The sequence below is a fragment of the Methylobacterium sp. C1 genome (genome assembly GCF_001854385.1).
Lineage (GTDB): Bacteria > Pseudomonadota > Alphaproteobacteria > Rhizobiales > Beijerinckiaceae > Methylobacterium > Methylobacterium radiotolerans.
This window is the reverse complement of record NZ_CP017640.1, coordinates 2,673,247-2,696,040: the sequence shown is the minus strand read 5'-3', so window position 1 is coordinate 2,696,040 and position 22,794 is coordinate 2,673,247. Positions and strand designations below refer to the sequence as shown.

Sequence of the window (22,794 nt, the reverse complement as noted above, 5' to 3'; positions counted from 1 at the left end):
CGGTCCGCGCGCCGGCCTCAGCGGGCGGGGCGCGCCTGACCTGCCGTGCCGGCGGGCTCGAAGCGCCCGAGGAAGCGGGTCCGCTCCCACAGCTCGATCGCGTCGCGCCCGACCATCGCCCGGGCGCGGCGGCGCGCCTGCGTGTCGTCCTCGGCCGACAGGATCTCGGCCGCGCGGACGCGACCGGCCCGGTCCAGCCTGAAGGCCCTGTAAGCGCGGCTCCGATGAGCCGTTCCAGCATCCAGCGCGAGCATTGCCAAATCCTCCGGGACGGAGCGTCCCGGAAGACGGTTAACCATCGGTTAAACGCGGTTCTCGCGATCGGTGCGGCCCCGGCGCGCGCCCGCTCGGCGGCGGGCGACCGGGTTCCTCAGCTCCGCTTGTCGAGCGGGCGACCGAGCAGGCGGGCGAACTCGGCCTCGATCTCCTCCACCGAGAACGGGTTGCCGGATCCCTTCGCGTCGGGCGGCGGCGGAGCAGGCGGGGCCGGCGGCGGGGCCGGCACGGGGTCGGCCTTCGGCATCGCCGGCGGCGGCACGGGTCTGGCCGGGGGCGGAGGCGGCGGCGCGGCCACCGGCTCGTCCAGCGGGGCGGGGGCGGGCACCGGCTCGAGCGGGACGCTCGCCATCGCGGCCGCCAGCGGATCGACGCCCTCGGGCACCGGCGGGGCGGGCGGGGATTGCGGCGGCGGCGTCACGGCCGAGGACGAGCGCGACAGGGCGGCCTGGAGCTGCCGGGCCATGTCGGACAGGACCACCGGGTCGACCGACTTGCGCTCGGAGGGCACCGCGAGGCTCGGGGCCTGACGGGCGGGCTCCGGCTCGGCCGGCGCCGGCTCGGGCCTGCGCTCGGAGGCGGGGTTGGGCCGCGGCTCGATCAGCGGCGGCGCCGTCCGGCTCAGGATCCGCCGCGGCGCGACCGCCTCGCGCGCGGGGGCGCGGACGGTTCCACCCGGCGGCGGCGCGGGCTCGGCGGGGCCGGGGGCTGGGGCGCGGGCGGCGGGGTCGGCGCGGCACTCAGGGGCGCGGGGACGTCCTGACCGGGCTCGTCGCCGCCGAACAACCCGGGGTCGAAGGGCAGCGTCACGGGCGGGGCGGAGGCCGAGCGCGGCACCGGCGACGGCACCACCACCGGCATCGCGAAGCCCGGATCGAACAGCGGCTCCGCGCGCCGCCCGCCGGATTCCGGGAGACCGCGGGGCGGCTCGGGCAGGCGGCCGCCCTGGACGAGCGGGTCCGGGAGCGGCTCGTCCAGCGGCTCGGGCGCCAGCTCCGGCCGGATCGCCGCCTCCGGCAGGGGCCGCTGACCGCGCTGGATGTTGCGCTCGACCACCACGTCGTTGGGGCCGCCCACCAGGAGCAGGTGCTCGACATTGTCCCGACGCAGCAGGATCAGCTGCCGGGCCCGGTCGAGCTCGTACACGTCGACGATCCCGAGCCGCGGCTGGCGCCCCCGGCTTCCGGACCGCCCCGGCAGGGCGAGGCTCCGGCCGGTGAGCCGGCGCACCGTGAACACGATCGCCGCGAGCGCCGTGAAGATGACGGCGAAGATCACGATATACTGGACGATGGGGGAGCCGTCAGAGCCGAACACGGATTGCAGCCATCGCAAGATTACGCACTCGCACGTTCCGACCGCCGCGGGTGCGCGCCGGCACGGACTTGATCCATACCACGCCGGACGGGCCTCAAGGCAAACGACGTTAAGAGTTCGTTAACAGACCTTTTAATCGAGCGGGCGCAAGACAATAGGTCGGGATCGCGGCGGCGGCCCGGCCGAACCGGGGGGCTCCCCGCCCCGGGGGCGCGATCTGACGCGGGCGCCGGCCGGCCCTGCGATCGGGCTTAACGCGCCGTTAACCATGCAGGCGGCAGATTTTGCCGAGCCCGCTCGTCCCGGCGCGGCCACGCCATCCCGGAGGCGACCATGGCCCTCACCGATCTGCCCGTGCTGAGCATGCTGCGCACGCGGATGCAATGGGCGCAGGCGCGCCAGGGCGTGATCGCCGAGAACGTCGCCAACGCCGACATGCCGGGCTTCAAGCCCCGCGACCTCGTGGAGCCGCGCTTCGACCGGGCCACCGGCGCGCTGGCCACCACCGGGTCCAGCCTGACGCTCACGAGCGCGGGCCACATGGCCCCGCCCGGCCAGAGCGTCGGGGCCGATTCCAAGCGCGCCAAGGGCTTCGAGATCCGCCCCAGCGGCAACGGCGTCAACCTCGAGGACGAGATGATGAAGGCCGGCGAGAACCAGTCGGACTACCAGCTCGCCGCCTCGCTGTACCAGCACAGCCTGACCACCCTGAAGATCGCGATCGGCAAGAGCTAGGCGCGCCGGCCGAAAGTGGAGCGCTGACGGCCGCGGCGTCGCGGCGGCGGGAGGGTCCTGAGCCATGGAATTCACGAAGTCGCTGGCGGTGGCGGCCGCGGGCCTCAAGGCCCAGTCGGGCCGGATGCGCATCATCGCCGAGAACATCGCCAACGCCGATTCCGCGCCGGCCTCGGCCGGGGCGCAGCCCTACCGGCGCAAGATCCCGACCTTCACCAGCCACCTCGACGACGAGACCGGCGCCCGGCTGGTCGAGGCGGGGCGCGTCAAGCGCGACCCGTCGGCCTTCCGGACCAAGTACGAGCCGGGCAACCCCGCGGCCGACGCCCAGGGCGTGGTGCAGATGCCCAACGTCAACGCGCTGATCGAGAACATGGACCTGCGCGAGGCCCAGCGCTCCTACGAGGCGAACCTCAACATGATCAGCGCCACCCGCAAGATGCTGGCGCAGACCCTCGGCATCCTGAAATGAGCCCCGAGGCCCGCGGCAGGACCGCATAGCAAGGACGCATGGCGATGGCTTCGAGCAACTTCGCGGCGGGGGCCTACGCGGCCGTCCAGGGCCTCGCCGGCGGCCGGCCCGCCCCCCGGGTGCAGCCGACGACCGGCACCGGCACCGACTTCATGCAGATGCTCGGGCAGACCCTGGACAGCGTCGGCGATGCCGGCCGGCGGGCGGATTCCCAGGCCGTCTCGGCCGCCGCCGGCAAGGCCAACGTCGTGGACGTGGTCACCGCGGTCGCCGAGAGCGAGACCGCCCTCCAGACCATGGTGGCGGTGCGCGACCGCATGATCTCCGCCTACGAGGAGATCATGCGCATGCAGATCTGACCGGCCGACCGTTTCGCCGCCCGCTCCCCCCGCACAGATCGCACCCCCATGACCGGCCTCGCCATCCTCGACATCGCCCGCGACGGCATCTTCGTGTTCCTCAAGGTGGCCGGGCCCCTGATGCTGGTCGCCCTCGCGGTCGGCCTCGCCGTTTCCCTGGTCCAGGCCCTGACGCAGATCCAGGAGCAGACGCTGATCTACGTGCCCAAGGTCGTGGCGGTGTTCGCCGCGCTCCTGCTGATGCTGCCCTTCATGGGCGACGCCATGGCCGGCTACATGACCCGCATCGCCGCCCGCATCGCGGCCGGCGGCTGATGCGCGCGCCGGCCGGGACAGGCGCGGCTCCCGCGTGCCATAGGGGCCGCGATGAACCTGCTCCTGCCCGGCATCGCCTCGGCCTACCTGATCACCTTCGCGCGCATCGGCACGCTGATCATGCTGATGCCGGGGATCGGCGAGCAGACGGTGTCGCCACGGCTGCGCCTCGCCTTCGCGCTGCTCACCGCCCTGGTGCTGTTCCCGACCGTGCGCCCGCTGCTCGGCGGCACCGAGGGCGTGGCCGGCCCGCGGCTGATCGGGCTCCTGTTCGGCGAGACGATCATCGGGCTCGTGCTCGGCCTGACAGTGCGCATGATCCTCGCCGCCCTTCAGACCGCCGGGGTGATCATCTCGGCGCAGGTCGGGCTGTCCTACGCCATGACGGTCGATCCCAGCCAGGGCGGCCAGCAGGTGGCGATCGGCAACTTCCTGTCGCTGCTCGGGATCACGCTGATCTTCGCCGCGGACCTGCACCATCTCGCCATCGAGGGCGTGGCCCGCAGCTACGAGGTGCTGCCCCCCGACGGCGTGCCGTCCTTCTCGGACGCGCTGATGCTGGCCACGAAGGCGCTCGCCCGGGGCTTCACCCTGGCGGTGCAGATCTCCGGCCCGTTCATCGCCTTCGGGATCCTGTTCAACCTGGGGCTCGGCGTGCTGTCGCGGCTGATGCCCCAGATGCAGGTGTTCTTCCTGGCGGTGCCGGCCTCGGTGCTGATCGGCATGCTGCTGCTGATGGGATGCCTCGGCGTCATGATGGGCGTCTTCCTCGACGATCTGGGCCGGTATCTCGGGGATTACGTCGGCCGCTGAGCGGCCTGACCGCCCGTGACCCGATGATGTCCACGCTCTGAGCGCGACGCGAGATGGCCGACGATACCGACGACGAGGACAAGACCGAGGAGCCGTCCCAGCGACGGCTCGATCAGGCCATCGAGCGCGGCGACGTCGCGACCAGCACCGAGATCAACACCTTCGCGATGCTGGGCGCGTTCACCCTGGCGCTGCTGGTCGCGGCCCCGACCATCGCCACGAACCTCCTGCACGGGCTCAAGGCCTACCTCGCCAACGCCCACGCCCTGCCGGACGACGCCGCGGCCATGAAGGCGGCCATGACGCGCGGCCTGTGGCTGTGGCTCCAGGCGGTGGCGGTGCCGGTGGGACTGGCCGTCGTGGCGGGGCTGGCCGCGGGGCTCCTGCAGCACCCGCTGGTGTTCTCCGCCGAGACGCTGATGCCGAATTTCTCGCGCCTCTCGCCGATGGCGGGCGTGAAGCGGCTCCTCGGCGTCGAGGCCCTGTTCCAGTTCGGCAAGGGGCTGGCGAAGATCGCCGCCGTGGGCGTGGTCGGCGCGGTGATGCTGTGGAACGACCGCGACCGGCTGGAGGTGTTCGCCCGCCTGGACCCGGCCGCCTCCATGCCGGCGATCCTGTCCCTCAGCCTGAAGCTGCTCGCCGGCATGCTGTGCATGCACCTCGCGATCACCCTCGGCGACGCGCTCTACGCGCGGTTCCGCTGGCGCAAGCGCCACCGGATGTCGAAGGAGGAACTCAAGCAGGAGATGAAGGAGTCGGAGGGCAATCCCGAGGTCAAGGGCCGCCTGAAGCAGCTCCGGATGGCCCGGGTGAAGAAGCGCATGATGGCCGCGGTCCCCACCGCCACCGTCGTGGTGACGAACCCGACCCACTACGCGGTGGCGCTCCGCTACGAGACCGGCATGGCCGCGCCGGTCTGCGTCGCCAAGGGCGTCGACGCGCTGGCCCTGCGGATCCGCGCGGTGGCGGCCGAGCACGGCGTCGCGGTCATCGAGAACCCGCCGCTCGCCCGGGCGCTTCACGCCACCGTGGAGATCGACCGGGAGATCCCGGCCGAGCATTACCGGGCCGTGGCGGAGGTCATCGGGTTCGTGCTGCGCCTGCGCAGACGGGCGGCGTAGGCCGCGCGCGACCCCGCGCCGGGGCAATTCGCCGAGTCAGTTTGCCGAGTCAGTTTGCCGAGCCGTTCTGCCGAACGCCCGGGCCGGCGAAAGCCACGCTTCCTCCACCTTTTTTCGCGAGGCTGTGTCTAGGCTTGGCGCGACGAGACTGATGCCGCGCCGCGCATGTCCTGATATGGCCGGCGGACTAACCGGGTGACTGTTCTGGAATGAAGCCGATGGCCGACGTCACTGGACCTCCGGCGCCCGCCGCGGGCCCGCAGAATTCGGGTCCCCCGGTCGCACAGGCGTCAGCCCTGCTGGGAACGGGCTCGATCGACCGGTCGGAACAGCCGGGCCGGGTCGGCCTGCTGCTCGTGCTCGCCGGGCTGCTGGTCGGCGCCGCTATCGGCCTGTCCTTCGTGGCCAACGAGCAGGCCCAGTCGCTGATCGTCTGGCTCCTGGCCCTGCTGGCCATGGCGGGCGTGTTCTTCCTGTTCGCCCTCGCCATCGGGGCGCTGCAGCTCAGCGGCAGCGCCGCCCGGGACGACATCACCAAGGGCATCGTCGACGCCTCGCCGGACGGCAAGCTGGTGGTGGAGGACGGCGGCCGGCTGATCTACGCCAACGAGGCCTACCTGCGGATCGCCAGCGGCGACACCTTCTCGAACCTCGTGCCGGTGGAGCGCATCCTCGTCGGCTCCCCGGAGGTTTCCGAAGCCGTCTACCGCCTGTCGCAGGCCTCGCGCGACGCTCGGGCCCACACCGAGGAGGTGCGGATGTCGCCGCCCCTCGGACCCACGGCCGGCGAGCGCGGCTTCGGCTGGTACCGGGTCTCGGTGCGGCCCCTCGCGCGCCCGCGCCGGGCGGCCTCCCTCTGGACGGTCGCCGACATCACCGCCGAGCGCGAGCGGCAGGAGAACGTCTTCCAGGAACTCCAGCACGCCATCGACTACCTCGACCACGCCCCGGCGGGCTTCCTGTCGATCGATCCGGCCGGCGCCATCGTGTACATGAACGCGACCCTGGCGGCTTGGCTCGGCTACGACCTCGCCAGCGTCGGACCGGGCGGCCCGCACCTCACCGAGATCGCACCGGAGGCGGACGTGCTGGTGCGCACCGCCGGCCTGCCCGGCGAGGTCCGCACCGACCGCTTCGACCTCGACCTGCGCCGCCGCAACGGTCACACCCTGCCGGTCCGGCTCTACCACCGGGTCGCCTTCGGCAAGGACGGCAAGCCCGGCTCGTCGCGGACCTTCGTGATCAACCGCTCCGCCGGGGCCGAGACCGACGAGCCGCAGCGCGCCGCCGAGGTGCGCCTCGCCCGCTTCCTCAACAACTCGCCGATCGCCATCGCGACGCTCGACAGCAGCGGCCGGATCGCCCGCGCCAACGCCTCGTTCACGCGGCTGTTCGGAACGGTACCGCGGCAGGCCGACGACGGCGCCCCGGACGGCGAGGGCGTGCCCCGGGTCGAGCCCAACGTCGCCGACTCGGTGGCGGACCGGACCGCCCTGGAGGCCGGCCTCGCCCGCGCCGCGAGCGGGCGCACCGATCCGGAGCCGATCGAGGTCCAGCTGAACGGGCCCGGCGGCCGCTCGGCCCGGGTCTGGCTGAGCCCGGCCGACGGCGGCGATCCCGGCCAGCAGACCGACGAGGCCGAGCGGGTGATCCTCTACGCCCTCGACACGACGGCGCAGCGCCAGCTGGAGCAGCAGGTCGCCCAGGCCCAGAAGATGAACGCGGTCGGCCAGCTCGCCGGCGGCATCGCGCACGACTTCAACAACGTCCTGCAGGCGATCATCGGCTACTCGGACCTGCTGCTCGCGAGCCACCGGCCGACCGACCCGGCCTTCCAGGACATCATGCAGATCAAGCAGAACGCCAACCGGGCGGCGGGCCTCGTCCGCCAGCTCCTGGCGTTCTCCCGGCGGCAGACCCTGCGTCCGGAGGTGATGAATGTCGGGGAGGCGCTCTCGGAGCTGACCCTCCTCCTCAAGCGGCTCCTCGGCGAGCGCGTCGCCCTGGAGCTGAAGCACGGCCGCGAGGTCTGGCCGGTGAAGGCCGACGTCAACCAGTTCGAGCAGGTGATCGTCAATCTCGCGGTCAACGCCCGCGACGCCATGCCGGAGGGCGGCAAGCTGATGATCCGCACCGAGAACGTCTCCGATCCGGGGGCGGCCGCGGGGGCGGAGGGGCGCGGCGGGGCGCCGGCGGGCGACCACGTGCTGATCGAGGTGCGCGACACCGGTCAGGGCATCCCGCCCGAACTGATGGAGAAGATCTTCGAGCCGTTCTTCACCACCAAGGAGATCGGCAAGGGCACCGGCCTCGGGCTCTCGACGGTGTTCGGCATCGTCAAGCAGTCCGGCGGCACCATCGACGTGCAGTCGAAGGTCGGGGAGGGCACCGCCTTCCGCATCTACCTGCCGCGCCACGTGCCCGTGGCGGAGGCCGAGGAGGTGCCGGTCGCGGCCGCCGAGCCCGCCCTGCCGCGCGCGGAGCCGCTCGCGCCGACCGTCCTGCAGCCGGGCGCCGATCCGACCGCCAAGCCGGCCACCGGCAGCGACGGCGTCGCGCCGCGGGGCGAGGCGCCGCCCGCCAAGGCCGACAAGCCGGCGCCGCGCAAGCCCGCCGCCGACCATACGGGGCAGGGCACCATCCTGCTCGTCGAGGACGAGGATCCGGTGCGGGCGGTCAACAGCCGGGCGCTCTCGGCCCGCGGCTACACGGTTCTGGAGGCGGCCTCGGGCCTCGAGGCCCTGGCGATCGTGCGCGAGGGCGCCCAGACCATCGACCTCGTCGTCTCCGACGTGGTCATGCCCGAGATGGACGGCCCAACCCTCCTGCGCGAGGTGCGCAAGCATCAGCCCGACCTGAAGGTAATCTTCGTCTCCGGCTACGCCGAGGACGCGTTCCGCAAGAACCTGCCCGAGGGCGAGACCTTCAATTTCCTGCCGAAGCCTTTCAGCCTGAAGCAGCTCGTCGAGACCGTGAAGAAGACGATGGCCGACTGAGGGTCGGCGCCGGCGCGTCCTCCCGCCGCCCCTGAACGCGAAGCGGCCCCGGAGAGACTCCGGGGCCGCCGATCTTCGCGGGTCGCAAGGTCCGCCGCGCGCCAATCCCGGTGCGCGGCGGCGCGGCTCAGGCCTCGCCCTCGTCGAGATCGTCCGCCGTTGGAGCGGCGTTCTCCAGGATCTTCTCGGCGACCAGACCGGAATTCTGCCGGATCGAGCCCTCGATCTCGGCAGCGATCTTCGGGTTGTCGCGCAGGAAGCCCTTCGAGTTCTCGCGGCCCTGGCCGAGGCGCTGGCTGTTGTACGAGAACCAGGCGCCGGACTTCTCGACGATGCCGGCCTTCACGCCGAGGTCGATCAGCTCGCCGACCTTCGACACGCCCTCGCCGAACATGATGTCGAACTCGACCTGCTTGAACGGCGGCGCGACCTTGTTCTTCACCACCTTGACGCGGACCTGGTTGCCGATCGCCTCGTCGCGGTCCTTGAGGGTCGAGATGCGGCGGATGTCCAGGCGCACCGACGCGTAGAACTTGAGGGCGTTGCCACCCGTAGTCGTCTCGGGGCTGCCGTACATGACGCCGATCTTCATCCGGATCTGGTTGATGAAGATGACCATGCAGTTCGAGCGCGAGATCGAGCCGGTCAGCTTGCGCAGGGCCTGGCTCATCAGCCGGGCCTGGAGGCCGGGCTGGCTCTCGCCCATCTCGCCCTCAATCTCGGCCCGCGGGGTCAGCGCGGCCACCGAGTCGACCACCAGCACGTCGATGGCGCCGGAGCGCACCAGCGTGTCGGTGATCTCGAGCGCCTGCTCGCCCGTGTCGGGCTGGGAGATGAGCAGGTCGTCGAGGTTCACGCCGAGCTTGCGGGCATAGACCGGGTCGAGGGCGTGCTCGGCATCCACGAAGGCGCAGACGCCGCCCTTCTTCTGGGCCTCCGCGATGGTGTGGAGCGCCAGCGTCGTCTTGCCCGACGATTCGGGACCGTAGATCTCGATCACGCGGCCGCGCGGCAGGCCGCCGACGCCGAGCGCGATGTCGAGGCCGAGCGAGCCGGTCGAGACGGTCTCGACCTCCTGAACCTTGTCGCTCTTGCCGAGCCGCATGATCGAGCCCTTGCCGAAGGCGCGCTCGATCTGAGACAGGGCGGCGTCGATCGCCTTGGACTTGTCCTTGTCCACCGGGGGCATGTCGACCACTTTCAATGCGGGCTGGGCCATCTGGCGGGCTCCTTATGAAGGGGTTGGACGCAGTTCACAACGCGCGTCGCCACCGCTTCTATGTACCCGTTTTGTTCTCAGTCGACAAGGCCCGGGACGCCGCTCGTCCGCCGGGTGGACGCGAAAGTCCGGCTGCGCGGCACACACCGAGTTCGAGACGGAACGCTGGCCGTTCACACGCCCGGGAAACACCCGGCGGCCGATCGGCCGAATCGTCCCATAGGCGCTCCCGGAAACGACGACGCCCGGCACGAATCCGGCTCTCGCGAGTCGAATTGCGTCCGGGCGTTCGTCGTTCCGGTCACCCGGCGAACCCGGGACGGACACCCTCGCGGGCACCATCCCGCGACGCCGCGGGCCGGGATCAGGCGATCGCGGGGAGCCGCAACCGCCGGGATCGCGGGATCAGGCGGCTTCGCCGGCCTCGGCCTGGGCAGCGTCGCCCTCGACCAGCTTCCAGGTCTTGGTCTTCGAGAACGGACGGCACTCCTCGATGAACACCGTCTGCCCGACCTTAGCGACGTTGCCCTCGTCGTGCGCGTGATAGTTCTTCGAGCGACGCACGGTCTTCTTCATCACCGGGTGCGTGAAGCGACGCTCCACCTTCACCACGATGGTCTTCTCACCCTTGTCGCTGACGACGGTGCCCTGCAGGATGCGCTTCGGCATGGTTGTCTCCTAAAACCCGCCTCAGCCCTTGGCCTGCTGCAGCGTCTTGGCGCGCTGCAGAGTCCGGACACGGGCGATGTCGCGGCGGACCTCACGGACGCGGGCGACGTTCTCGAGCTGGCCGGTGGCCCCCTGGAAGCGCAGGTTGAACTGCTCCTTCTTGAGGTTGATCAGCTCGTCATTCAGCTGATCCGGCGACAGCGCCTTCAGATCAGACAGTCTCTGGGTCGACTTCACGATATCCTCCGTTCAGTCGGCGATGCGCTGGACGACCCGCGTGCGGATCGGGAGCTTCGCGGCGCCGAGGCGGAGCGCCTCCTTGGCGATGTTCTCGGCAACGCCGTCGACCTCGAACATGATCCGGCCGGGATGGACCCGGGCCGCCCAGTAATCCGGGGCGCCCTTACCGGAGCCCATGCGGACCTCGGTCGGCTTCGACGAGACCGGGACGTCCGGGAACACCCGGATCCAGACGCGGCCCTGGCGCTTCATCTCGCGGGTGATCGCGCGGCGGGCCGCCTCGATCTGGCGGGCGGTGACGCGCTCGGGCTCCACCGCCTTCAGGCCGAACTGGCCGAAGTTCAGCTCGAAGCCGCCCTTGGCCGCACCATGGATGCGGCCCTTGAACTGCTTGCGGAAGCGGGTCTTTTTCGGTTGCAGCATGGCTTCCTACCTTACGCGTGCTCGCGCTCGCGGCGTCCGCGCTCGCGGCCGCCCTCGCCATCGCGCTCACGGCGTCCGCCGGAGCGGCCGCCCTCTTCCTGGGCCTTCTTGTCCTGAGCCATCGGGTCGTGCTCGAGGATCTCGCCCTTGAACACCCACACCTTGATGCCGCAGGTGCCGTAGGTCGTGAACGCCGTGGCGGTGCCGTAGTCGACGTCGGCGCGCAGCGTGTGCAGCGGGACGCGGCCCTCGCGGTACCACTCCTGGCGGGCGATCTCGGCGCCGCCGAGGCGGCCCGAGCAGTTGATCCGGATGCCCTCGGCGCCCAGACGCATGGCCGACTGGACGGCCCGCTTCATGGCGCGACGGAAGGCGACGCGGCGCTCGAGCTGCTGGGCGATCGAGTCGGCCACCAGGGTGGCGTCGATCTCGGGCTTGCGCACCTCGACGATGTTGATGGTCACGTCGGCCTTGGTCATGGTGCCGACGAGCTTGCGCAGCTTCTCGATATCCGCGCCCTTCTTGCCGATCACCACGCCCGGACGACCCGAGTGGATGGTGACGCGGCACTTCCGGTGCGGGCGCTCGATGACGATCTTGGAGACCGCCGCCTGCTTGAGCTGCTTCATGAGGGCGGCGCGGATCGCGACGTCCTCGTGCATGAGCTTCGCGTAGTCGCCCTTGTTGGCGAACCAGCGGGAATCCCAGGTCCGGTTGATGCCGAGCCGGAGACCGATCGGGTTGACTTTCTGGCCCATCAGATCCTCCTCAGGCCGCTTCGGCCTGGCGGACTTCGCGAACCACGATGGTGAGGTTCGAGAAGGGCTTCAGGATGCGCGCGCCGCGGCCGCGGGCGCGGGCGTGGAAACGCTTGAGAACCAGCGCCTTGCCGACGAAGGCCTGGGAGACGACGAGGTCGTCCACGTCCAGGTCGTGGTTGTTCTCGGCGTTGGCGATGGCGCTCTCGAGGCACTTCTTGACCTCGGTCGAGATCCGCTTGCGCGAGAACTGCAACTCGGCGAGCGCCGTGTCGACCTTCTTGCCGCGGATCATCTGCGCCACGAGGTTGAGCTTCTGCGGGCTGACGCGCAGCATGCGCGCGACGGCCTTCGCCTCGTTCTCGGGGAGCGCGCGGGGGGTGGCTTGCTTGCCCATCTCAGCGCCTCTTCGCCTTCTTGTCGGCCGCGTGGCCCGGGAAGGTGCGGGTCGGCGAGAACTCGCCGAACTTGTGCCCGACCATCTCCTCGGTGACGTAGACCGGGATGTGCTTCTGCCCGTTGTGCACACCGAAGGTGAGCCCGACGAACTGCGGGAGGATCGTGGAGCGGCGGCTCCAGATCTTGATGACCTCGGAGCGCGAGGAGCCCCGCGCCGCCTCGGCCTTCTTGAAGAGGTAGCCGTCGACGAACGGCCCCTTCCAGAGAGAGCGTGCCATAGCGATTACTTCTTGCGGTTGTGGCGGCTGGACAGGATGAACACGTCGGTCCGCTTGTTGGACCGGGTCTTCTTCCCCTTGGTGGGCACGCCCCAGGGCGTGACCGGGTTGCGGCCGCCCGAGGTGCGACCCTCGCCGCCGCCGTGCGGATGGTCGACCGGGTTCATCGCCACGCCGCGGTTGTGCGGGCGCTTGCCGAGCCAACGGTTGCGCCCGGCCTTGCCGAGCGAGATGTTCATGTGGTCCGGGTTCGAGACCGCGCCGACGCTGGCGAAGCACTGACCATGGACCAGGCGCTGCTCGCCGGAGTTCAGGCGGAGCGTCACGTAGCCCTGGTCGCGGCCGACGATCTGCGCGTAGTTGCCGGCCGAGCGGGCGATCGCGCCGCCCTTGCCGATCTTCAGCTCGACATTGTGGACGATCGTGCCCACCGGCATCGAGCCGACCGGACCGGCATTGCCCGGCTTGATGTCGACGCTCTCGCCGGCCACCACCTTGTCGCCCGGCTGCAGGCGCTGCGGGGCCAGGATGTAGCTCTGCTTCCCGTCCGGGAAGTTGATCAGCGCGATGAACGCGGTGCGGTTCGGATCGTACTCGATCCGCTCGACGGTGGCGGCGACGCCCAGCTGGTCGCGACGCTTGAAGTCGACGTTGCGCAGCACGCGCTTGTGGCCACCGCCGCGGAAGCGGACGGTGATGCGGCCGAGGTTGTTCCGGCCGCCGGAGGACGACTTGCCCTCCGTCAGCGCCTTCACCGGCTTGCCCTTGTAGAGCTCACGGCGGTCGACGAGCACGAGCTGGCGCAGGCTCGGCGTGACCGGTTTGAATGTCTTCAAGGCCATCGGCTTGGATCCCTAAAACCCGTCCTCAGAGCCCGGTCGTGACGTCGATCGTGTGGCCCTCGGCCAGGGTCACGATCGCCTTCTTCACGTCGGAGCGCTGTCCGCGGAGGCCGCGGAAAATCTTCTTCTTTCCCTTGGTGACAAGGGTGTTCACGGCCGTGACCTTGACGTCGAACAGCTTCTCCACGGCCTCCTTGATCTGAGGCTTGGTCGCCTTGGGGGCGACCCGGAACACGACCTTGTTCTGCTCGGTCAGGTTCGTCGCCTTCTCGGTGATGACCGGGGAGACGACGATGTCGTAGTGGCGCGGATCGGCACTCATTTGAAACGCTCCTCCAGCGCGTCGACGGCGGCCTTCGTCAGGACGAGCGTGTCGCGGCGCAGGATGTCGTAGACGTTGATGCCCTGCACGGGCAGCACGTCGATCTGCGGGATGGCGCGGGCGGCCCGGCCGAAATTCACGTCGACCTCGGCACCGCCGATGATCAGCGCGTTCGAGAGGCCCATCTTGCCGAAGCGCTCGATGAGACCCTTGGTCTTGTGGTCCTCGATCTTGATGTCGTCGACGACGATCAGGGTCGAGGCCTTGGCCTTGGACGACAGGGCGTGGCGCAGGGCCAGCGCGCGGACCTTCTTGGGCAGGTCGTGGCTGTGGTCGCGCACGACCGGGCCGAACGCTCGGCCGCCGCCGCGGAACTGCGGCGCCGAGGCCGCGCCGTGGCGGGCGTTGCCCGTGCCCTTCTGCTTGTAGAGCTTCTTGCGGGTCCGGTTCACGTCCGAGCGGTTCTGCACGGCATGGGTGCCGGCGCGGCGCTTGGCGAGCTGCCAGCGGACCATGCGCTGCAGCAGGTCGGCGCGCGGCTCCAGGCCGAAGATCTCTTCGTTCAGCTCGACCGAGCCGGCACCGGCGCCGTCGAGGGTTTTGATATCGAGCTTCATCACGCGGTCTCCTCAGCCGCAGGGGCCTCGGTCGCCGGAGCGGAGGCGCCGTTCTCGCGGAACTTGCCCGGCAGCGGAACATCGGCGGGGAGCTTGCGCTTCACCGCGTCGCGGATCTGGATCCAGCCGCCGGCGACGCCCGGCACCGCGCCCTCGACCAGGATCAGGCCGCGCTCGGGATCGGTGCGCACGACGCGCAGGTTCTGGGTCGTGACCCGCTCGACGCCGAGGTGACCCGGCATCTTCTTGTTCTTGAAGGTCTTGCCCGGGTCCTGACGGCCACCGGTCGAGCCGATCGAGCGGTGCGAGATCGACACGCCGTGGGTGGCGCGCAGGCCGCCGAAGTTCCAGCGCTTGATACCGCCGGCGAAGCCCTTACCGGTCGTGGTGCCGGTGACATCCACGAACTGGCCGGGGATGAAGTGGTCCGCGGTGATCTCGGCGCCGACCGGGATCAGCGCGTCCTCGGTGACGCGGAACTCGGCGAGCTTCTTCTTCGGCTCGACCTTGGCGACCGCGAAGCGGCCCCGCTCGGCGGCCGAGACGTTCTTGACCTTGGCCTTGCCGACGCCGACCTGCAGCGCGACGTAGCCGTTCTTCTCGACGGTGCGGTGGGCAACCACCTGGCACTGATCGATCTTGAGCACGGTGACAGGGACATGCTCCCCCGCGTCCGTGAAGACGCGGGTCATGCCGACCTTCTGTGCGATGACGCCTGAGCGCATAGGTTCTCTCCCTCGCGCGATGAAACGGTAAGCTCTAAGTCCTCAGCGGACTCAGAGCTTGATCTCCACGTCCACGCCGGCGGCGAGGTCGAGCTTCATCAGCGCGTCCACGGTCTGAGGCGTCGGATCGACGATATCGAGCACCCGCTTGTGCGTGCGCATCTCGAACTGCTCGCGCGACTTCTTGTCGATGTGGGGCGAGCGGTTCACGGTGAACTTGGCGATGTGCGTCGGGAGCGGGATCGGGCCGCGGATGGTCGCGCCCGTACGCTTGGCCGTGGAGACGATCTCCTTAGTCGACGCATCGAGGATGCGGTGATCGAACGCCTTGAGGCGAATGCGGATGTTCTGACCGTTCATGATCCTGGAACCTTGAGAGGGACGGCGGGGTACGCGGGGCGCTCACCCCGCCGCGCCCTGCTAAGGATGCTTGCTCGAGCTCAGTCGTTGATGGCGGCGACGACGCCGGCGCCGACGGTGCGGCCGCCCTCGCGGATGGCGAAGCGCAGCTTCTCCTCCATGGCCACCGGCACGATCAGCGCCACGTCCATGGTCACGTTGTCGCCCGGCATCACCATCTCGGTGCCCTCGGGGAGCGTGCAGATCCCGGTCACGTCCGTGGTCCGGAAGTAGAACTGCGGCCGGTAGTTGGTGAAGAACGGCGTGTGGCGGCCGCCCTCCTCCTTGGTCAGGATGTACGCCTCGGCCTTGAACTTCGAGTGCGGCTTCACCGAACCCGGCTTGCACACCACCTGGCCGCGCTCCACGTCCTCGCGCTTCGTGCCGCGCAGCAGCACGCCGACGTTGTCGCCCGCCTGGCCCTGGTCGAGCAGCTTGCGGAACATCTCGACGCCGGTCACCGTCGTCTTGGTGGTCGCCCGGATGCCGACGATCTCGACTTCCTCGCCCACCTTCACGATGCCGCGCTCGACGCGACCCGTCACCACCGTGCCGCGGCCCGAGATCGAGAACACGTCCTCGATCGGCATCAGGAACGGCATGTCGATCGGACGCTCCGGCTGCGGGATGTAGGCGTCCACGGTCGCCATCAGCGCCAGGACCGCCTCCTTGCCGATCTTCGGCTCCTTGTCCTCGAGCGCCATCAGCGCCGAGCCCTTGGTGATCGGGATGTCGTCGCCGGGGAAGTCGTACTTCGACAGCAGCTCGCGCACCTCGAGCTCGACCAGCTCCAGCAGCTCCTCGTCGTCGACCATGTCGACCTTGTTGAGGAACACCACCAGCGCCGGCACGCCGACCTGGCGGGCCAGCAGGATGTGCTCGCGGGTCTGCGGCATCGGGCCGTCGGCCGCCGACACAACCAGGATCGCGCCGTCCATCTGCGCCGCGCCCGTGATCATGTTCTTCACGTAGTCGGCGTGGCCGGGGCAGTCGACGTGCGCGTAGTGACGGTTCTGCGTCTCGTACTCCACGTGCGCCGTCGAGATCGTGATCCCGCGCGCCTTCTCCTCAGGCGCCTTGTCGATCTGGTCGTAGGCCGTGAACGTCGCCCCGCCCGTCTCGGCCAGAACCTTCGTGATCGCCGCCGTCAGAGACGTCTTGCCGTGATCGACGTGGCCGATCGTGCCAATGTTGCAGTGCGGCTTGGTGCGGGAGAACTTTTCCTTGCCCATCAGAGCCTCCTAAATTCGAATTCGCGTTGCGGAAGAAGAGATGCTTAGGCGTACTTGGCGATGACCTTGTCGGCCTCGCCGCGCGGCACCTCTTCGTAGTGGTCGAACTGCATCGTGAAGTTGGCGCGGCCCTGGGAGAAGGAGCGCAGCTGATTCACGTAGCCGAACATGTTGGCCAGCGGCACCATCGCGTTGATGACGTTGGCGTTGCCGCGCATGTCCTGGCCCTGGATCTGGCCGCGGCGGGCGTTCAGGTCGCCGATGACCGAGCCGGTGTACTCTTCCGGCGAGACGACCTCGACCTTCATCACCGGCTCGAGCAGGACCGAGCCGCCCTTCTGCAGGGCCTCACGGAAGGCCGCGCGGGAGGCGATCTCGAAGGCGAGCGCCGACGAGTCGACGTCGTGGTAGGCGCCGTCGACCAGCTCGACCTTGACGTCGACGACCGGGAAGCCGGCCAGCACGCCGGCGCCGAGCACCGAGTTCAGGCCCTTCTCGACGCCCGGGATGTACTCCTTCGGCACCGCGCCGCCGACGATCTTCGACTCGAACGAGAAGCCGGCGCCCGGCTCGTTCGGCTCGACCACGAACTTCACGCGGGCGAACTGACCGGTACCGCCGGTCTGCTTCTTGTGCGTGTAGTCGATCTCCTGACGGCGGGTCAGCTTCTCGCGGTAGGCGACCTGCGGCTGGCCGATATTCGCGTCGACCTTGTAGGTGCGGCGCAGGATGTCGACCTTGATGTCCAGGTGGAGCTCGCCCATCCCCTTGAGGATGGTCTGGCCCGACTCCTGGTCGGTGGAGACGCGGAAGGACGGATCCTCGGCGGCGAGCTTCGAGAGCGCGATGCCGAGCTTCTCCTGGTCGGCCTTCGACTTCGGCTCGACGGCGATCTCGATGACGGGCTCGGGGAACTCCATCTTCTCGAGGATCACGGCCTTCTGCGGGTCGCAGAGGGTGTCGCCCGTGCGGGTATCCTTGAGGCCGGCGAGGGCGACGATGTCGCCCGCGAAGGCCTCCTTGATGTCCTCGCGGTTGTTGGCGTGCATCAGGAGCATGCGGCCGACGCGCTCCTTCTTGTCGCGCGACGAGTTCAGGACGTTGGCGCCCGTCTCGACCTTGCCCGAGTACACGCGGCAGAAGGTGATCGTGCCGACGTGGGGATCGTCCATGATCTTGAAGGCGAGCATGGAGAAGGGATCCGAGTCCGACGGGTGACGGACGGTCTCTTCCTCGGTCTTGAAGTCGATGCCCTTGATCTCGCCGCGGTCGGCCGGGGAGGGCAGGTAGTCCACGACGGCGTCGAGGAGCGGCTGCACGCCCTTGTTCTTGAACGCCGAGCCGCAGAGCACCGGGTGGAAGGCGCGCAGCTGCACGGCCTTGCGCACTAGGGTGCGCATCGTCGCCTCGTCCGGCTCGTTGCCGTCGAGGTAGGCGGACATGGCGTCGTCGTCGAGCTCGACGCAGGCCTCGACCAGCTTGGTGCGGTACTCGACGGCCTGGTCCTTGAGGTCGGCCGGGATCTCGGTCTCGTCGAAGTTGGCGCCGAGCGCCTCGCCCGACCAGACGATCGCCTTCATCTTGATGAGGTCGATGACGCCCTGGAAGCTGGACTCGGCCCCGATCGGGAGCTGCAGGCACACGGGCTTGCCGGCGACGCGGTCGATGATGTCTGCGACGCACTTGAAGAAGTCGGCGCCGATCTTGTCCATCTTGTTGACGAACACGACGCGCGGCACGTCGTACTTGTCGGCCTGGCGCCACACGGTCTCGGTCTGCGGCTCGACGCCCTGGTTGCCGTCGAGCACGCACACGGCGCCGTCGAGCACGCGGAGCGAGCGCTCCACCTCGATGGTGAAGTCGACGTGGCCGGGGGTGTCGATGATGTTCAGGCGCTTGTCGCGCCAGAAGCAGGTGGTCGCAGCCGAGGTGATCGTGATGCCACGCTCCTGCTCCTGCGCCATCCAGTCCATGGTGGCGGCGCCCTCATGGACCTCGCCGATCTTGTGGGACTTTCCGGTGTAGTAGAGGATCCGCTCCGTGGTCGTGGTCTTGCCGGCATCGATGTGGGCCATGATGCCGAAGTTGCGGTAGTCCTCGATCGCGTGCGTGCGGGGCATCGAATTGCTCCTGAGAGACGGCGGAACCGCTTACCAGCGGTAGTGCGAGAAGGCGCGGTTGGCTTCCGCCATCCGGTGCGTGTCTTCGCGCTTCTTGACGGCGTTGCCGCGGTTGTTGGCGGCGTCGAGCAGCTCGGCCGAGAGGCGCTCGACCATGGTGCGGTCGTTCCGCGAGCGCGCGGCCTGGATCAGCCAGCGGATCGCCAGCGCCTGGCGGCGCTCAGTGCGGACCTCGACGGGGACCTGGTAGGTCGCGCCGCCGACGCGGCGGGAGCGGACCTCGATCATCGGGGCCACGTTGTCGAGCGCGGCGCGGAACACCTCGATCGGGTTGGCGCGGGCGCGGTTCTCGACGATGTCGAAGGCGCCGTAGACGATCCGCTCGGCGGTCGACTTCTTGCCCTCGTACATGATGGAGTTCATGAACTTCGTCAGCACCACGTCCCCGTACTTCGGGTCCGGGATGATCTCACGCTTCTCGGCAGAGTGACGACGGGACATCTTCTGAGACTCTCGAACGAAAAGATCTTAAGCGCCCCGCGCAGGTCGCCTCAGCCCTGAGGCCGGCGACATCCTTACGAGGCCGTGGAAACACGGACCGGCGCCCGGGAAATATCCGGGCGTCCGACTTACTTCGGCCGCTTGGCGCCGTACTTCGACCGGCGCTGCTTGCGGTTCTTCACGCCCTGCGTGTCGAGCACGCCGCGCAGGATGTGGTAGCGCACGCCCGGAAGATCCTTCACGCGGCCGCCGCGGATCATCACCACGGAGTGCTCCTGAAGGTTGTGACCCTCGCCCGGGATGTAGCCAATCACCTCGAAACCGTTGGTGAGGCGCACCTTGGCGACCTTCCGGAGCGCCGAGTTCGGCTTCTTCGGGGTCGTCGTGTAGACGCGGGTGCAGACGCCGCGCTTCTGCGGGCAAGCGTCGAGCGCCGGAACCTTGTTGCGGCTCCGCTGGATCTTCCGCGGCTGGGCGATCAGCTGGTTGATCGTCGGCATCCTGTGCCCTCTTCCTCGGTCACCTAGTCCGAACTGCGCAGGGCAGTCCGCAAAACGAATATGCGCCGGAGGGCCTGTCACGGACCCTCGGCGCGGTGTGGGCAGAGGAGCACGCCCGAAACGAACGCGCTCGTACCTACGGATCTGACTTACAGCGTCAGGCGATTTGAACCCTCGGAGCGCTCGGGGCGATGGCGGCGGCTTCCGGGGGTTTGCCCGTGGGCCGTCGGCAGGCGATGGCCGTCCGAAGTGGCGCGCTTCTAGACGCGGTTGCCCCTCAGGTCAATGCGGTTACGGCAGAAAACTGCACCGCGGCTGAGGTTAAGGATCGGTCAAGGCCGCGCCATCTGGCGCCGCGCCTGCGCGACCGCTGTCGGATCGCTTATCGCCCACGGCTGTCGGCCGGGTCAACGCAGACCGGCCGGGCCGCGCCACTTCCGGCGCCACGCCCGCGCCGGGGCGGATCGAGGAAGACCTGCCCTCCGGCACGGCGGGAAAATGCGTCCCTCGCCGCCGGCGGTCTCGGCGAGATCCCCACGCCGTCAGAGAATAAAGGAAATCTTTTCCCGTTGATTTAGCCGCATGCTCGAGATGATGATGGGTCGTTTCCCGACTCAGCGCCGCGCTGTCGCTCATCTGAGCGCAGCATGGACTGAATCAATACGCATCTCGATCTGTTAATTATTCTCCACACGCACAGCCAGACCGAGAATATCCGGGAAACTGGGCAATACCTTCACCTGTACGGACTTCCGACGATCTGATGGAGCTACCTTTGCGCCGCCTCTTCGCCTTCGCCCTCGCCATCGTCCTGTCTGCGGGCCCCGCCCTGGCCGACCGTCTGGACGCCATCCGACAGGCCGGCGTTCTCCGGGTCGCCGCCTTCGACAGCAACCCACCTTTCGGTTTCGTCGATCCGGCGACGAAGCGGATCAACGGCCTGGACGTCGAGTACGCGCAGGCCATCGCCGACGCGCTCGGCGTCAAGCTGGAGGTTCGGCCCACCAATCCGGCGAATCGGATCCCGCTGCTCACCTCCGGCAAGGTCGATCTGGTTCTGGCGAATTTCACCATCACGGACGAGCGGGCCAAGCAGCTCGATTTCAGCATCCCGTACTTCGCCTCCGGCCAGCAATTCCTGGCGAAGAAGGGCACCCTGTCGTCGCCGGAGCAGCTGAACGGGCTCCGGATCGGCGCCGACAAGGGCACAACCAATGAGATCGTCCTGCGCCGCGATTTCCCGAGGGCCATCGTGGTAGCCTTCGACGACACGCCCTTCGCCTTCACGGCGCTGCGCAACGGCAACGTTCAGGCGATCACGCAGGACGGTCCGAAGCTGGTCGGGCTGCTCGCGAAGGTGCCGGACCGGGAGAACTACGAGATTCCCGCCTTCAGTATCTCCAACGACTATATCGGCGTCGGCATCCCGAAGGGCGAGACGCGCCTGCGGGATCTCGTGAACGAGACTCTGCGCGGCCTGGAGGCGAGCGGGCGGGCGGCCGCGATCTACGACCGCTGGTTCGGGCCCGAGACCGAGCAGCCCCTGCCGCGCCTGTTCCGGATCGGGGACCGTCGCTGACCGAGCCGGCCCGGCACCGATGACTCCACTGGTCGGCGACGCGCTCGCGCCGCGCTACCTCGCCTGGCTGCTGCAGGGCTTCGGCGTCACCCTGGCCCTGTCGGCAGCCACCTGCCTCGCCGGCACAGCGCTGGGCTTCGCGGCGTGCGGGCTGCGGGAGGCGGGCGGCCGCGCGGGACGCGGTGTCGTCACCCTCTCGGTCGGCATCGTCCGCAACACGCCGCTGCTGGTCCAGCTCTTCATCTGGTACTTCGCGGTCGCCGCCGCTCTGCCGCACGGCGTGACGGCCTGGCTCAACGCGCCGCACGTCCTGGACCTGGGACTCGGCGCCCTGCGCTGGCCCGCCTACGAGAGCCTCGCCGGGCTCTGCGGGCTCGCGCTCTACGCGGGCGCCTACATCGCCGAGGAACTCCGCGCCGGCATCGGGGCCGTCCGGTCCACCCAGCGGGAGGCCGCCCTCGCCCTGGGCCTGGCGCCCGTCCAGGCGTTCCGCCACATCGTGCTGCCCCAGGCCCTGCGCGTCGCCTGGCTGCCGATCGTCGGCCAATACCTGAACACGCTCAAGAACACCTCGCTGACCATGACGATCGGCCTCGCGGAGTTGTCCTACGCGTCCCGGCAGGTCGAGACCGAGACCTTCGAGACCTTCCAGGCCTTCGGCATCGCGACGCTCCTCTATGTCGGCGCGGCGGCCGCGGTGGAGACGGCCGGGCAGATCCTCGGCCGCCGGTTCCGTCCCCCGGGCCGGCACCGATGAACCCCTCGATCGTCATCGACAATCTCGGCTACCTGCTGGTCGGGGCTTGGCCCGACGGACCGGTCGGCGGGCTTGCCCTGACCCTGATTCTCTCCGGCCTGTCCGGTCTCGCCTCGGCCGCACTCGGGCTCATCTTCGGCGTCGTCCTGGCCGTGAGTGCGGGTGCCGCCCGGACGATCCTCACCGCCGGGCTCGGCTTCCTCCGCGCCGTGCCGGTCGTGATGCTGATCTTCTGGACCTACTTCCTGCTGCCGATCCTGTTCGGCGTGTCGATCCCGGAGGCCGGTACGGTCGCGGCGGCGCTGTCGCTCGTCGGAGGCGCCTACCTGTCCTACGGCGTGGCGTCGGGCATCGCGAGCGTCGGCCGCGGCCAGTGGGAGGCCGGCCTGGCGCTCGGCCTCGGTCCCTGGCGCACCCTGCGATTCGTCATCCTGCCGCAGGCGCTGCGCGCCATGGCGCCGTCCTTCGTCAACCAGTGGACCACGCTCCTCAAGGACACGTCGCTCGCCTACGTGATCGGCGTGCCCGAATTGTCCTTCGTGGCCGCGCAGGTGAACAACCGCGCCATGATCTACCCGGCCGAGATCTTCCTCTTCGTCGGTGCCGTCTACGGCGTCCTGTGCGTCTCCCTGGACGGGCTGGCCTCCCGTGTGAGGTGACCCGGCAAGGTCCCGGCGCATCGCGCCAAGTGACGGAGCGGCCGAAGGGCCCACGCGCCCGAGCCGGCCCGCGGGACGTGGCCGATTCCTCCGGGCACACGCGCAAGGCGTACCGGATCGGGGCAGGCGCGCGCCGGCACGGTCTACGGAG

At 69.4% G+C, this 22,794-nt stretch carries 29 protein-coding genes; 10 read left to right on the top strand and 19 right to left on the bottom strand.

Annotated features, from left to right (window positions below; genetic code table 11):
* Positions 1-17: 17 nt before the first annotated feature.
* The 3 genes from BKE41_RS12470 to BKE41_RS32130 all read right to left on the bottom strand — a co-directional run bounded on the left by BKE41_RS12470 (position 18) and on the right by BKE41_RS32130 (position 1,593).
* The gene (locus BKE41_RS12470; RefSeq protein WP_012319205.1) at positions 18-254 is read right to left on the bottom strand and encodes a hypothetical protein; all 237 of its coding nucleotides are present in this window, start codon (positions 252-254) and stop codon (positions 18-20) included.
* A 116-nt stretch (positions 255-370) separates the two neighbouring features.
* On the bottom strand, positions 371-787 hold the full coding sequence (locus BKE41_RS32135; RefSeq protein ID WP_245295955.1) for a hypothetical protein: 417 nt from the start codon (positions 785-787) through the stop codon (positions 371-373).
* Positions 788-897: 110 nt separating this feature from the next.
* Positions 898-1,593: a flagellar biosynthetic protein FliO gene (locus tag BKE41_RS32130; protein WP_245295954.1), complete on the bottom strand. Its 696-nt coding sequence runs from the start codon at positions 1,591-1,593 to the stop codon at positions 898-900.
* Between the two features lie 333 nt (positions 1,594-1,926).
* Between BKE41_RS32130 and flgB the strand changes: the two genes are divergently transcribed.
* The 7 genes from flgB (at position 1,927) to BKE41_RS12430 (ending at position 8,404) form a co-directional block, all read left to right on the top strand.
* Positions 1,927-2,328, top strand: a complete 402-nt coding sequence (flgB, locus tag BKE41_RS12460) for a flagellar basal body rod protein FlgB (protein WP_012319203.1) — start codon at positions 1,927-1,929, stop codon at positions 2,326-2,328.
* A 64-nt stretch (positions 2,329-2,392) separates the two neighbouring features.
* Positions 2,393-2,800 carry a flagellar basal body rod protein FlgC gene (flgC, locus tag BKE41_RS12455; protein ID WP_012319202.1) on the top strand — a complete coding sequence of 136 codons (408 nt, stop codon included), beginning with the start codon at positions 2,393-2,395 and terminating at the stop codon, positions 2,798-2,800.
* A gap of 44 nt (positions 2,801-2,844) precedes the next feature.
* Positions 2,845-3,159 (top strand): flagellar hook-basal body complex protein FliE, encoded by a 315-nt coding sequence (gene fliE, locus BKE41_RS12450; RefSeq protein WP_012319201.1) that lies wholly within the window; start codon positions 2,845-2,847, stop codon positions 3,157-3,159.
* 48 nt (positions 3,160-3,207) lie between these two features.
* A complete protein-coding gene (fliQ, locus tag BKE41_RS12445; RefSeq protein WP_012319200.1) occupies positions 3,208-3,474 on the top strand; it encodes a flagellar biosynthesis protein FliQ in 267 nt (88 codons plus the stop codon).
* Between the two features lie 51 nt (positions 3,475-3,525).
* A complete protein-coding gene (fliR, locus tag BKE41_RS12440) occupies positions 3,526-4,287 on the top strand; it encodes a flagellar biosynthetic protein FliR (protein ID WP_012319199.1) in 762 nt (253 codons plus the stop codon).
* Positions 4,288-4,340: 53 nt separating this feature from the next.
* Positions 4,341-5,408, top strand: a complete 1,068-nt coding sequence (flhB, locus tag BKE41_RS12435) for a flagellar biosynthesis protein FlhB (protein ID WP_070999481.1) — start codon at positions 4,341-4,343, stop codon at positions 5,406-5,408.
* A gap of 218 nt (positions 5,409-5,626) precedes the next feature.
* Positions 5,627-8,404 (top strand): PAS domain-containing sensor histidine kinase, encoded by a 2,778-nt coding sequence (locus BKE41_RS12430; RefSeq protein ID WP_012319197.1) that lies wholly within the window; start codon positions 5,627-5,629, stop codon positions 8,402-8,404.
* A 127-nt stretch (positions 8,405-8,531) separates the two neighbouring features.
* On the opposite strand, the gene recA is transcribed toward BKE41_RS12430, so the two are convergent.
* The 16 genes from recA to rpsL all read right to left on the bottom strand — a co-directional run bounded on the left by recA (position 8,532) and on the right by rpsL (position 19,648).
* A complete protein-coding gene (recA, locus tag BKE41_RS12425) occupies positions 8,532-9,623 on the bottom strand; it encodes a recombinase RecA (protein WP_012319196.1) in 1,092 nt (363 codons plus the stop codon).
* 405 nt (positions 9,624-10,028) lie between these two features.
* Positions 10,029-10,292 (bottom strand): 30S ribosomal protein S17, encoded by a 264-nt coding sequence (rpsQ, locus tag BKE41_RS12420; protein ID WP_012319195.1) that lies wholly within the window; start codon positions 10,290-10,292, stop codon positions 10,029-10,031.
* 21 nt (positions 10,293-10,313) lie between these two features.
* Complete coding sequence (gene rpmC / locus BKE41_RS12415; protein ID WP_012319194.1) at positions 10,314-10,529, bottom strand: 50S ribosomal protein L29; 216 nt, start codon at positions 10,527-10,529, stop codon at positions 10,314-10,316.
* Positions 10,530-10,541: 12 nt separating this feature from the next.
* Positions 10,542-10,955, bottom strand: a complete 414-nt coding sequence (rplP, locus tag BKE41_RS12410; protein WP_012319193.1) for a 50S ribosomal protein L16 — start codon at positions 10,953-10,955, stop codon at positions 10,542-10,544.
* 11 nt (positions 10,956-10,966) lie between these two features.
* Positions 10,967-11,713 carry a 30S ribosomal protein S3 gene (gene rpsC / locus BKE41_RS12405; RefSeq protein WP_012319192.1) on the bottom strand — a complete coding sequence of 249 codons (747 nt, stop codon included), beginning with the start codon at positions 11,711-11,713 and terminating at the stop codon, positions 10,967-10,969.
* A gap of 10 nt (positions 11,714-11,723) precedes the next feature.
* A complete protein-coding gene (gene rplV / locus BKE41_RS12400; RefSeq protein ID WP_012319191.1) occupies positions 11,724-12,110 on the bottom strand; it encodes a 50S ribosomal protein L22 in 387 nt (128 codons plus the stop codon).
* A gap of 1 nt (position 12,111) precedes the next feature.
* Entirely contained in the window at positions 12,112-12,390 is a 279-nt protein-coding gene (gene rpsS / locus BKE41_RS12395; RefSeq protein WP_012319190.1) for a 30S ribosomal protein S19, read from the bottom strand.
* Between the two features lie 5 nt (positions 12,391-12,395).
* Positions 12,396-13,232, bottom strand: a complete 837-nt coding sequence (rplB, locus tag BKE41_RS12390) for a 50S ribosomal protein L2 (RefSeq protein ID WP_012319189.1) — start codon at positions 13,230-13,232, stop codon at positions 12,396-12,398.
* Positions 13,233-13,257: 25 nt separating this feature from the next.
* Positions 13,258-13,554: a 50S ribosomal protein L23 gene (locus BKE41_RS12385; protein ID WP_012319188.1), complete on the bottom strand. Its 297-nt coding sequence runs from the start codon at positions 13,552-13,554 to the stop codon at positions 13,258-13,260.
* Positions 13,551-14,171 (bottom strand): 50S ribosomal protein L4, encoded by a 621-nt coding sequence (rplD, locus tag BKE41_RS12380; RefSeq protein WP_012319187.1) that lies wholly within the window; start codon positions 14,169-14,171, stop codon positions 13,551-13,553. Before rplD ends, BKE41_RS12385 begins: the two co-directional genes overlap by 4 nt.
* Positions 14,171-14,896: a 50S ribosomal protein L3 gene (rplC, locus tag BKE41_RS12375; protein ID WP_012319186.1), complete on the bottom strand. Its 726-nt coding sequence runs from the start codon at positions 14,894-14,896 to the stop codon at positions 14,171-14,173. Before rplC ends, rplD begins: the two co-directional genes overlap by 1 nt.
* Positions 14,897-14,947: 51 nt before the next feature.
* A complete protein-coding gene (gene rpsJ, locus BKE41_RS12370) occupies positions 14,948-15,256 on the bottom strand; it encodes a 30S ribosomal protein S10 (RefSeq protein ID WP_007569268.1) in 309 nt (102 codons plus the stop codon).
* Between the two features lie 80 nt (positions 15,257-15,336).
* Entirely contained in the window at positions 15,337-16,527 is a 1,191-nt protein-coding gene (gene tuf / locus BKE41_RS12365) for an elongation factor Tu (protein ID WP_012319185.1), read from the bottom strand.
* A gap of 44 nt (positions 16,528-16,571) precedes the next feature.
* Positions 16,572-18,647: an elongation factor G gene (gene fusA / locus BKE41_RS12360; RefSeq protein WP_012319184.1), complete on the bottom strand. Its 2,076-nt coding sequence runs from the start codon at positions 18,645-18,647 to the stop codon at positions 16,572-16,574.
* 30 nt (positions 18,648-18,677) lie between these two features.
* On the bottom strand, positions 18,678-19,148 hold the full coding sequence (gene rpsG, locus BKE41_RS12355; RefSeq protein ID WP_012319183.1) for a 30S ribosomal protein S7: 471 nt from the start codon (positions 19,146-19,148) through the stop codon (positions 18,678-18,680).
* A 128-nt stretch (positions 19,149-19,276) separates the two neighbouring features.
* The gene (gene rpsL / locus BKE41_RS12350; RefSeq protein WP_007557568.1) at positions 19,277-19,648 is read right to left on the bottom strand and encodes a 30S ribosomal protein S12; all 372 of its coding nucleotides are present in this window, start codon (positions 19,646-19,648) and stop codon (positions 19,277-19,279) included.
* A gap of 775 nt (positions 19,649-20,423) precedes the next feature.
* Between rpsL and BKE41_RS12345 the strand changes: the two genes are divergently transcribed.
* From BKE41_RS12345 to BKE41_RS12335, 3 genes are read left to right on the top strand one after another with little or no spacing between them, the layout of a single operon-like run.
* Positions 20,424-21,227, top strand: coding sequence for an ABC transporter substrate-binding protein (locus BKE41_RS12345; RefSeq protein ID WP_199825840.1), 804 nt, complete (start codon positions 20,424-20,426; stop codon positions 21,225-21,227).
* Between the two features lie 19 nt (positions 21,228-21,246).
* Positions 21,247-21,984 (top strand): amino acid ABC transporter permease, encoded by a 738-nt coding sequence (locus BKE41_RS12340; RefSeq protein ID WP_083374348.1) that lies wholly within the window; start codon positions 21,247-21,249, stop codon positions 21,982-21,984.
* The gene (locus BKE41_RS12335; RefSeq protein WP_070999478.1) at positions 21,981-22,643 is read left to right on the top strand and encodes an amino acid ABC transporter permease; all 663 of its coding nucleotides are present in this window, start codon (positions 21,981-21,983) and stop codon (positions 22,641-22,643) included. The genes BKE41_RS12340 and BKE41_RS12335 overlap by 4 nt, the downstream gene beginning before the upstream one ends.
* Positions 22,644-22,794 lie beyond the last annotated feature (151 nt).

What these genes read in the sequence shown, in the direction of transcription:
- recA (WP_012319196.1), bottom strand. Translation starts at nt 9,623, where the DNA reads ATGGCCCAGCCCGCATTGAAAGTGGTCGACATGCCCCCGGTGGACAAG.
- rplV (WP_012319191.1), bottom strand. Translation starts at nt 12,110, where the DNA reads ATGGGCAAGCAAGCCACCCCCCGCGCGCTCCCCGAGAACGAGGCGAAG.
- fusA (WP_012319184.1), bottom strand. Translation starts at nt 18,647, where the DNA reads ATGCCCCGCACGCACGCGATCGAGGACTACCGCAACTTCGGCATCATG.
- flhB (WP_070999481.1), top strand. Translation starts at nt 4,341, where the DNA reads ATGGCCGACGATACCGACGACGAGGACAAGACCGAGGAGCCGTCCCAG.
- rpsS (WP_012319190.1), bottom strand. Translation starts at nt 12,390, where the DNA reads ATGGCACGCTCTCTCTGGAAGGGGCCGTTCGTCGACGGCTACCTCTTC.
- BKE41_RS12340 (WP_083374348.1), top strand. Translation starts at nt 21,247, where the DNA reads ATGACTCCACTGGTCGGCGACGCGCTCGCGCCGCGCTACCTCGCCTGG.
- fliQ (WP_012319200.1), top strand. Translation starts at nt 3,208, where the DNA reads ATGACCGGCCTCGCCATCCTCGACATCGCCCGCGACGGCATCTTCGTG.
- BKE41_RS12430 (WP_012319197.1), top strand. Translation starts at nt 5,627, where the DNA reads ATGGCCGACGTCACTGGACCTCCGGCGCCCGCCGCGGGCCCGCAGAAT.
- rpsL (WP_007557568.1), bottom strand. Translation starts at nt 19,648, where the DNA reads ATGCCGACGATCAACCAGCTGATCGCCCAGCCGCGGAAGATCCAGCGG.
- flgC (WP_012319202.1), top strand. Translation starts at nt 2,393, where the DNA reads ATGGAATTCACGAAGTCGCTGGCGGTGGCGGCCGCGGGCCTCAAGGCC.
- rpsC (WP_012319192.1), bottom strand. Translation starts at nt 11,713, where the DNA reads ATGGGCCAGAAAGTCAACCCGATCGGTCTCCGGCTCGGCATCAACCGG.
- rplD (WP_012319187.1), bottom strand. Translation starts at nt 14,171, where the DNA reads ATGAAGCTCGATATCAAAACCCTCGACGGCGCCGGTGCCGGCTCGGTC.
- flgB (WP_012319203.1), top strand. Translation starts at nt 1,927, where the DNA reads ATGGCCCTCACCGATCTGCCCGTGCTGAGCATGCTGCGCACGCGGATG.
- fliE (WP_012319201.1), top strand. Translation starts at nt 2,845, where the DNA reads ATGGCTTCGAGCAACTTCGCGGCGGGGGCCTACGCGGCCGTCCAGGGC.
- BKE41_RS12385 (WP_012319188.1), bottom strand. Translation starts at nt 13,554, where the DNA reads ATGAGTGCCGATCCGCGCCACTACGACATCGTCGTCTCCCCGGTCATC.
- fliR (WP_012319199.1), top strand. Translation starts at nt 3,526, where the DNA reads ATGAACCTGCTCCTGCCCGGCATCGCCTCGGCCTACCTGATCACCTTC.
- rplC (WP_012319186.1), bottom strand. Translation starts at nt 14,896, where the DNA reads ATGCGCTCAGGCGTCATCGCACAGAAGGTCGGCATGACCCGCGTCTTC.
- rplP (WP_012319193.1), bottom strand. Translation starts at nt 10,955, where the DNA reads ATGCTGCAACCGAAAAAGACCCGCTTCCGCAAGCAGTTCAAGGGCCGC.
- rplB (WP_012319189.1), bottom strand. Translation starts at nt 13,232, where the DNA reads ATGGCCTTGAAGACATTCAAACCGGTCACGCCGAGCCTGCGCCAGCTC.
- tuf (WP_012319185.1), bottom strand. Translation starts at nt 16,527, where the DNA reads ATGGGCAAGGAAAAGTTCTCCCGCACCAAGCCGCACTGCAACATTGGC.
- rpsG (WP_012319183.1), bottom strand. Translation starts at nt 19,148, where the DNA reads ATGTCCCGTCGTCACTCTGCCGAGAAGCGTGAGATCATCCCGGACCCG.
- rpsQ (WP_012319195.1), bottom strand. Translation starts at nt 10,292, where the DNA reads ATGCCGAAGCGCATCCTGCAGGGCACCGTCGTCAGCGACAAGGGTGAG.
- rpsJ (WP_007569268.1), bottom strand. Translation starts at nt 15,256, where the DNA reads ATGAACGGTCAGAACATCCGCATTCGCCTCAAGGCGTTCGATCACCGC.
- BKE41_RS12335 (WP_070999478.1), top strand. Translation starts at nt 21,981, where the DNA reads ATGAACCCCTCGATCGTCATCGACAATCTCGGCTACCTGCTGGTCGGG.
- BKE41_RS12470 (WP_012319205.1), bottom strand. Translation starts at nt 254, where the DNA reads ATGCTCGCGCTGGATGCTGGAACGGCTCATCGGAGCCGCGCTTACAGG.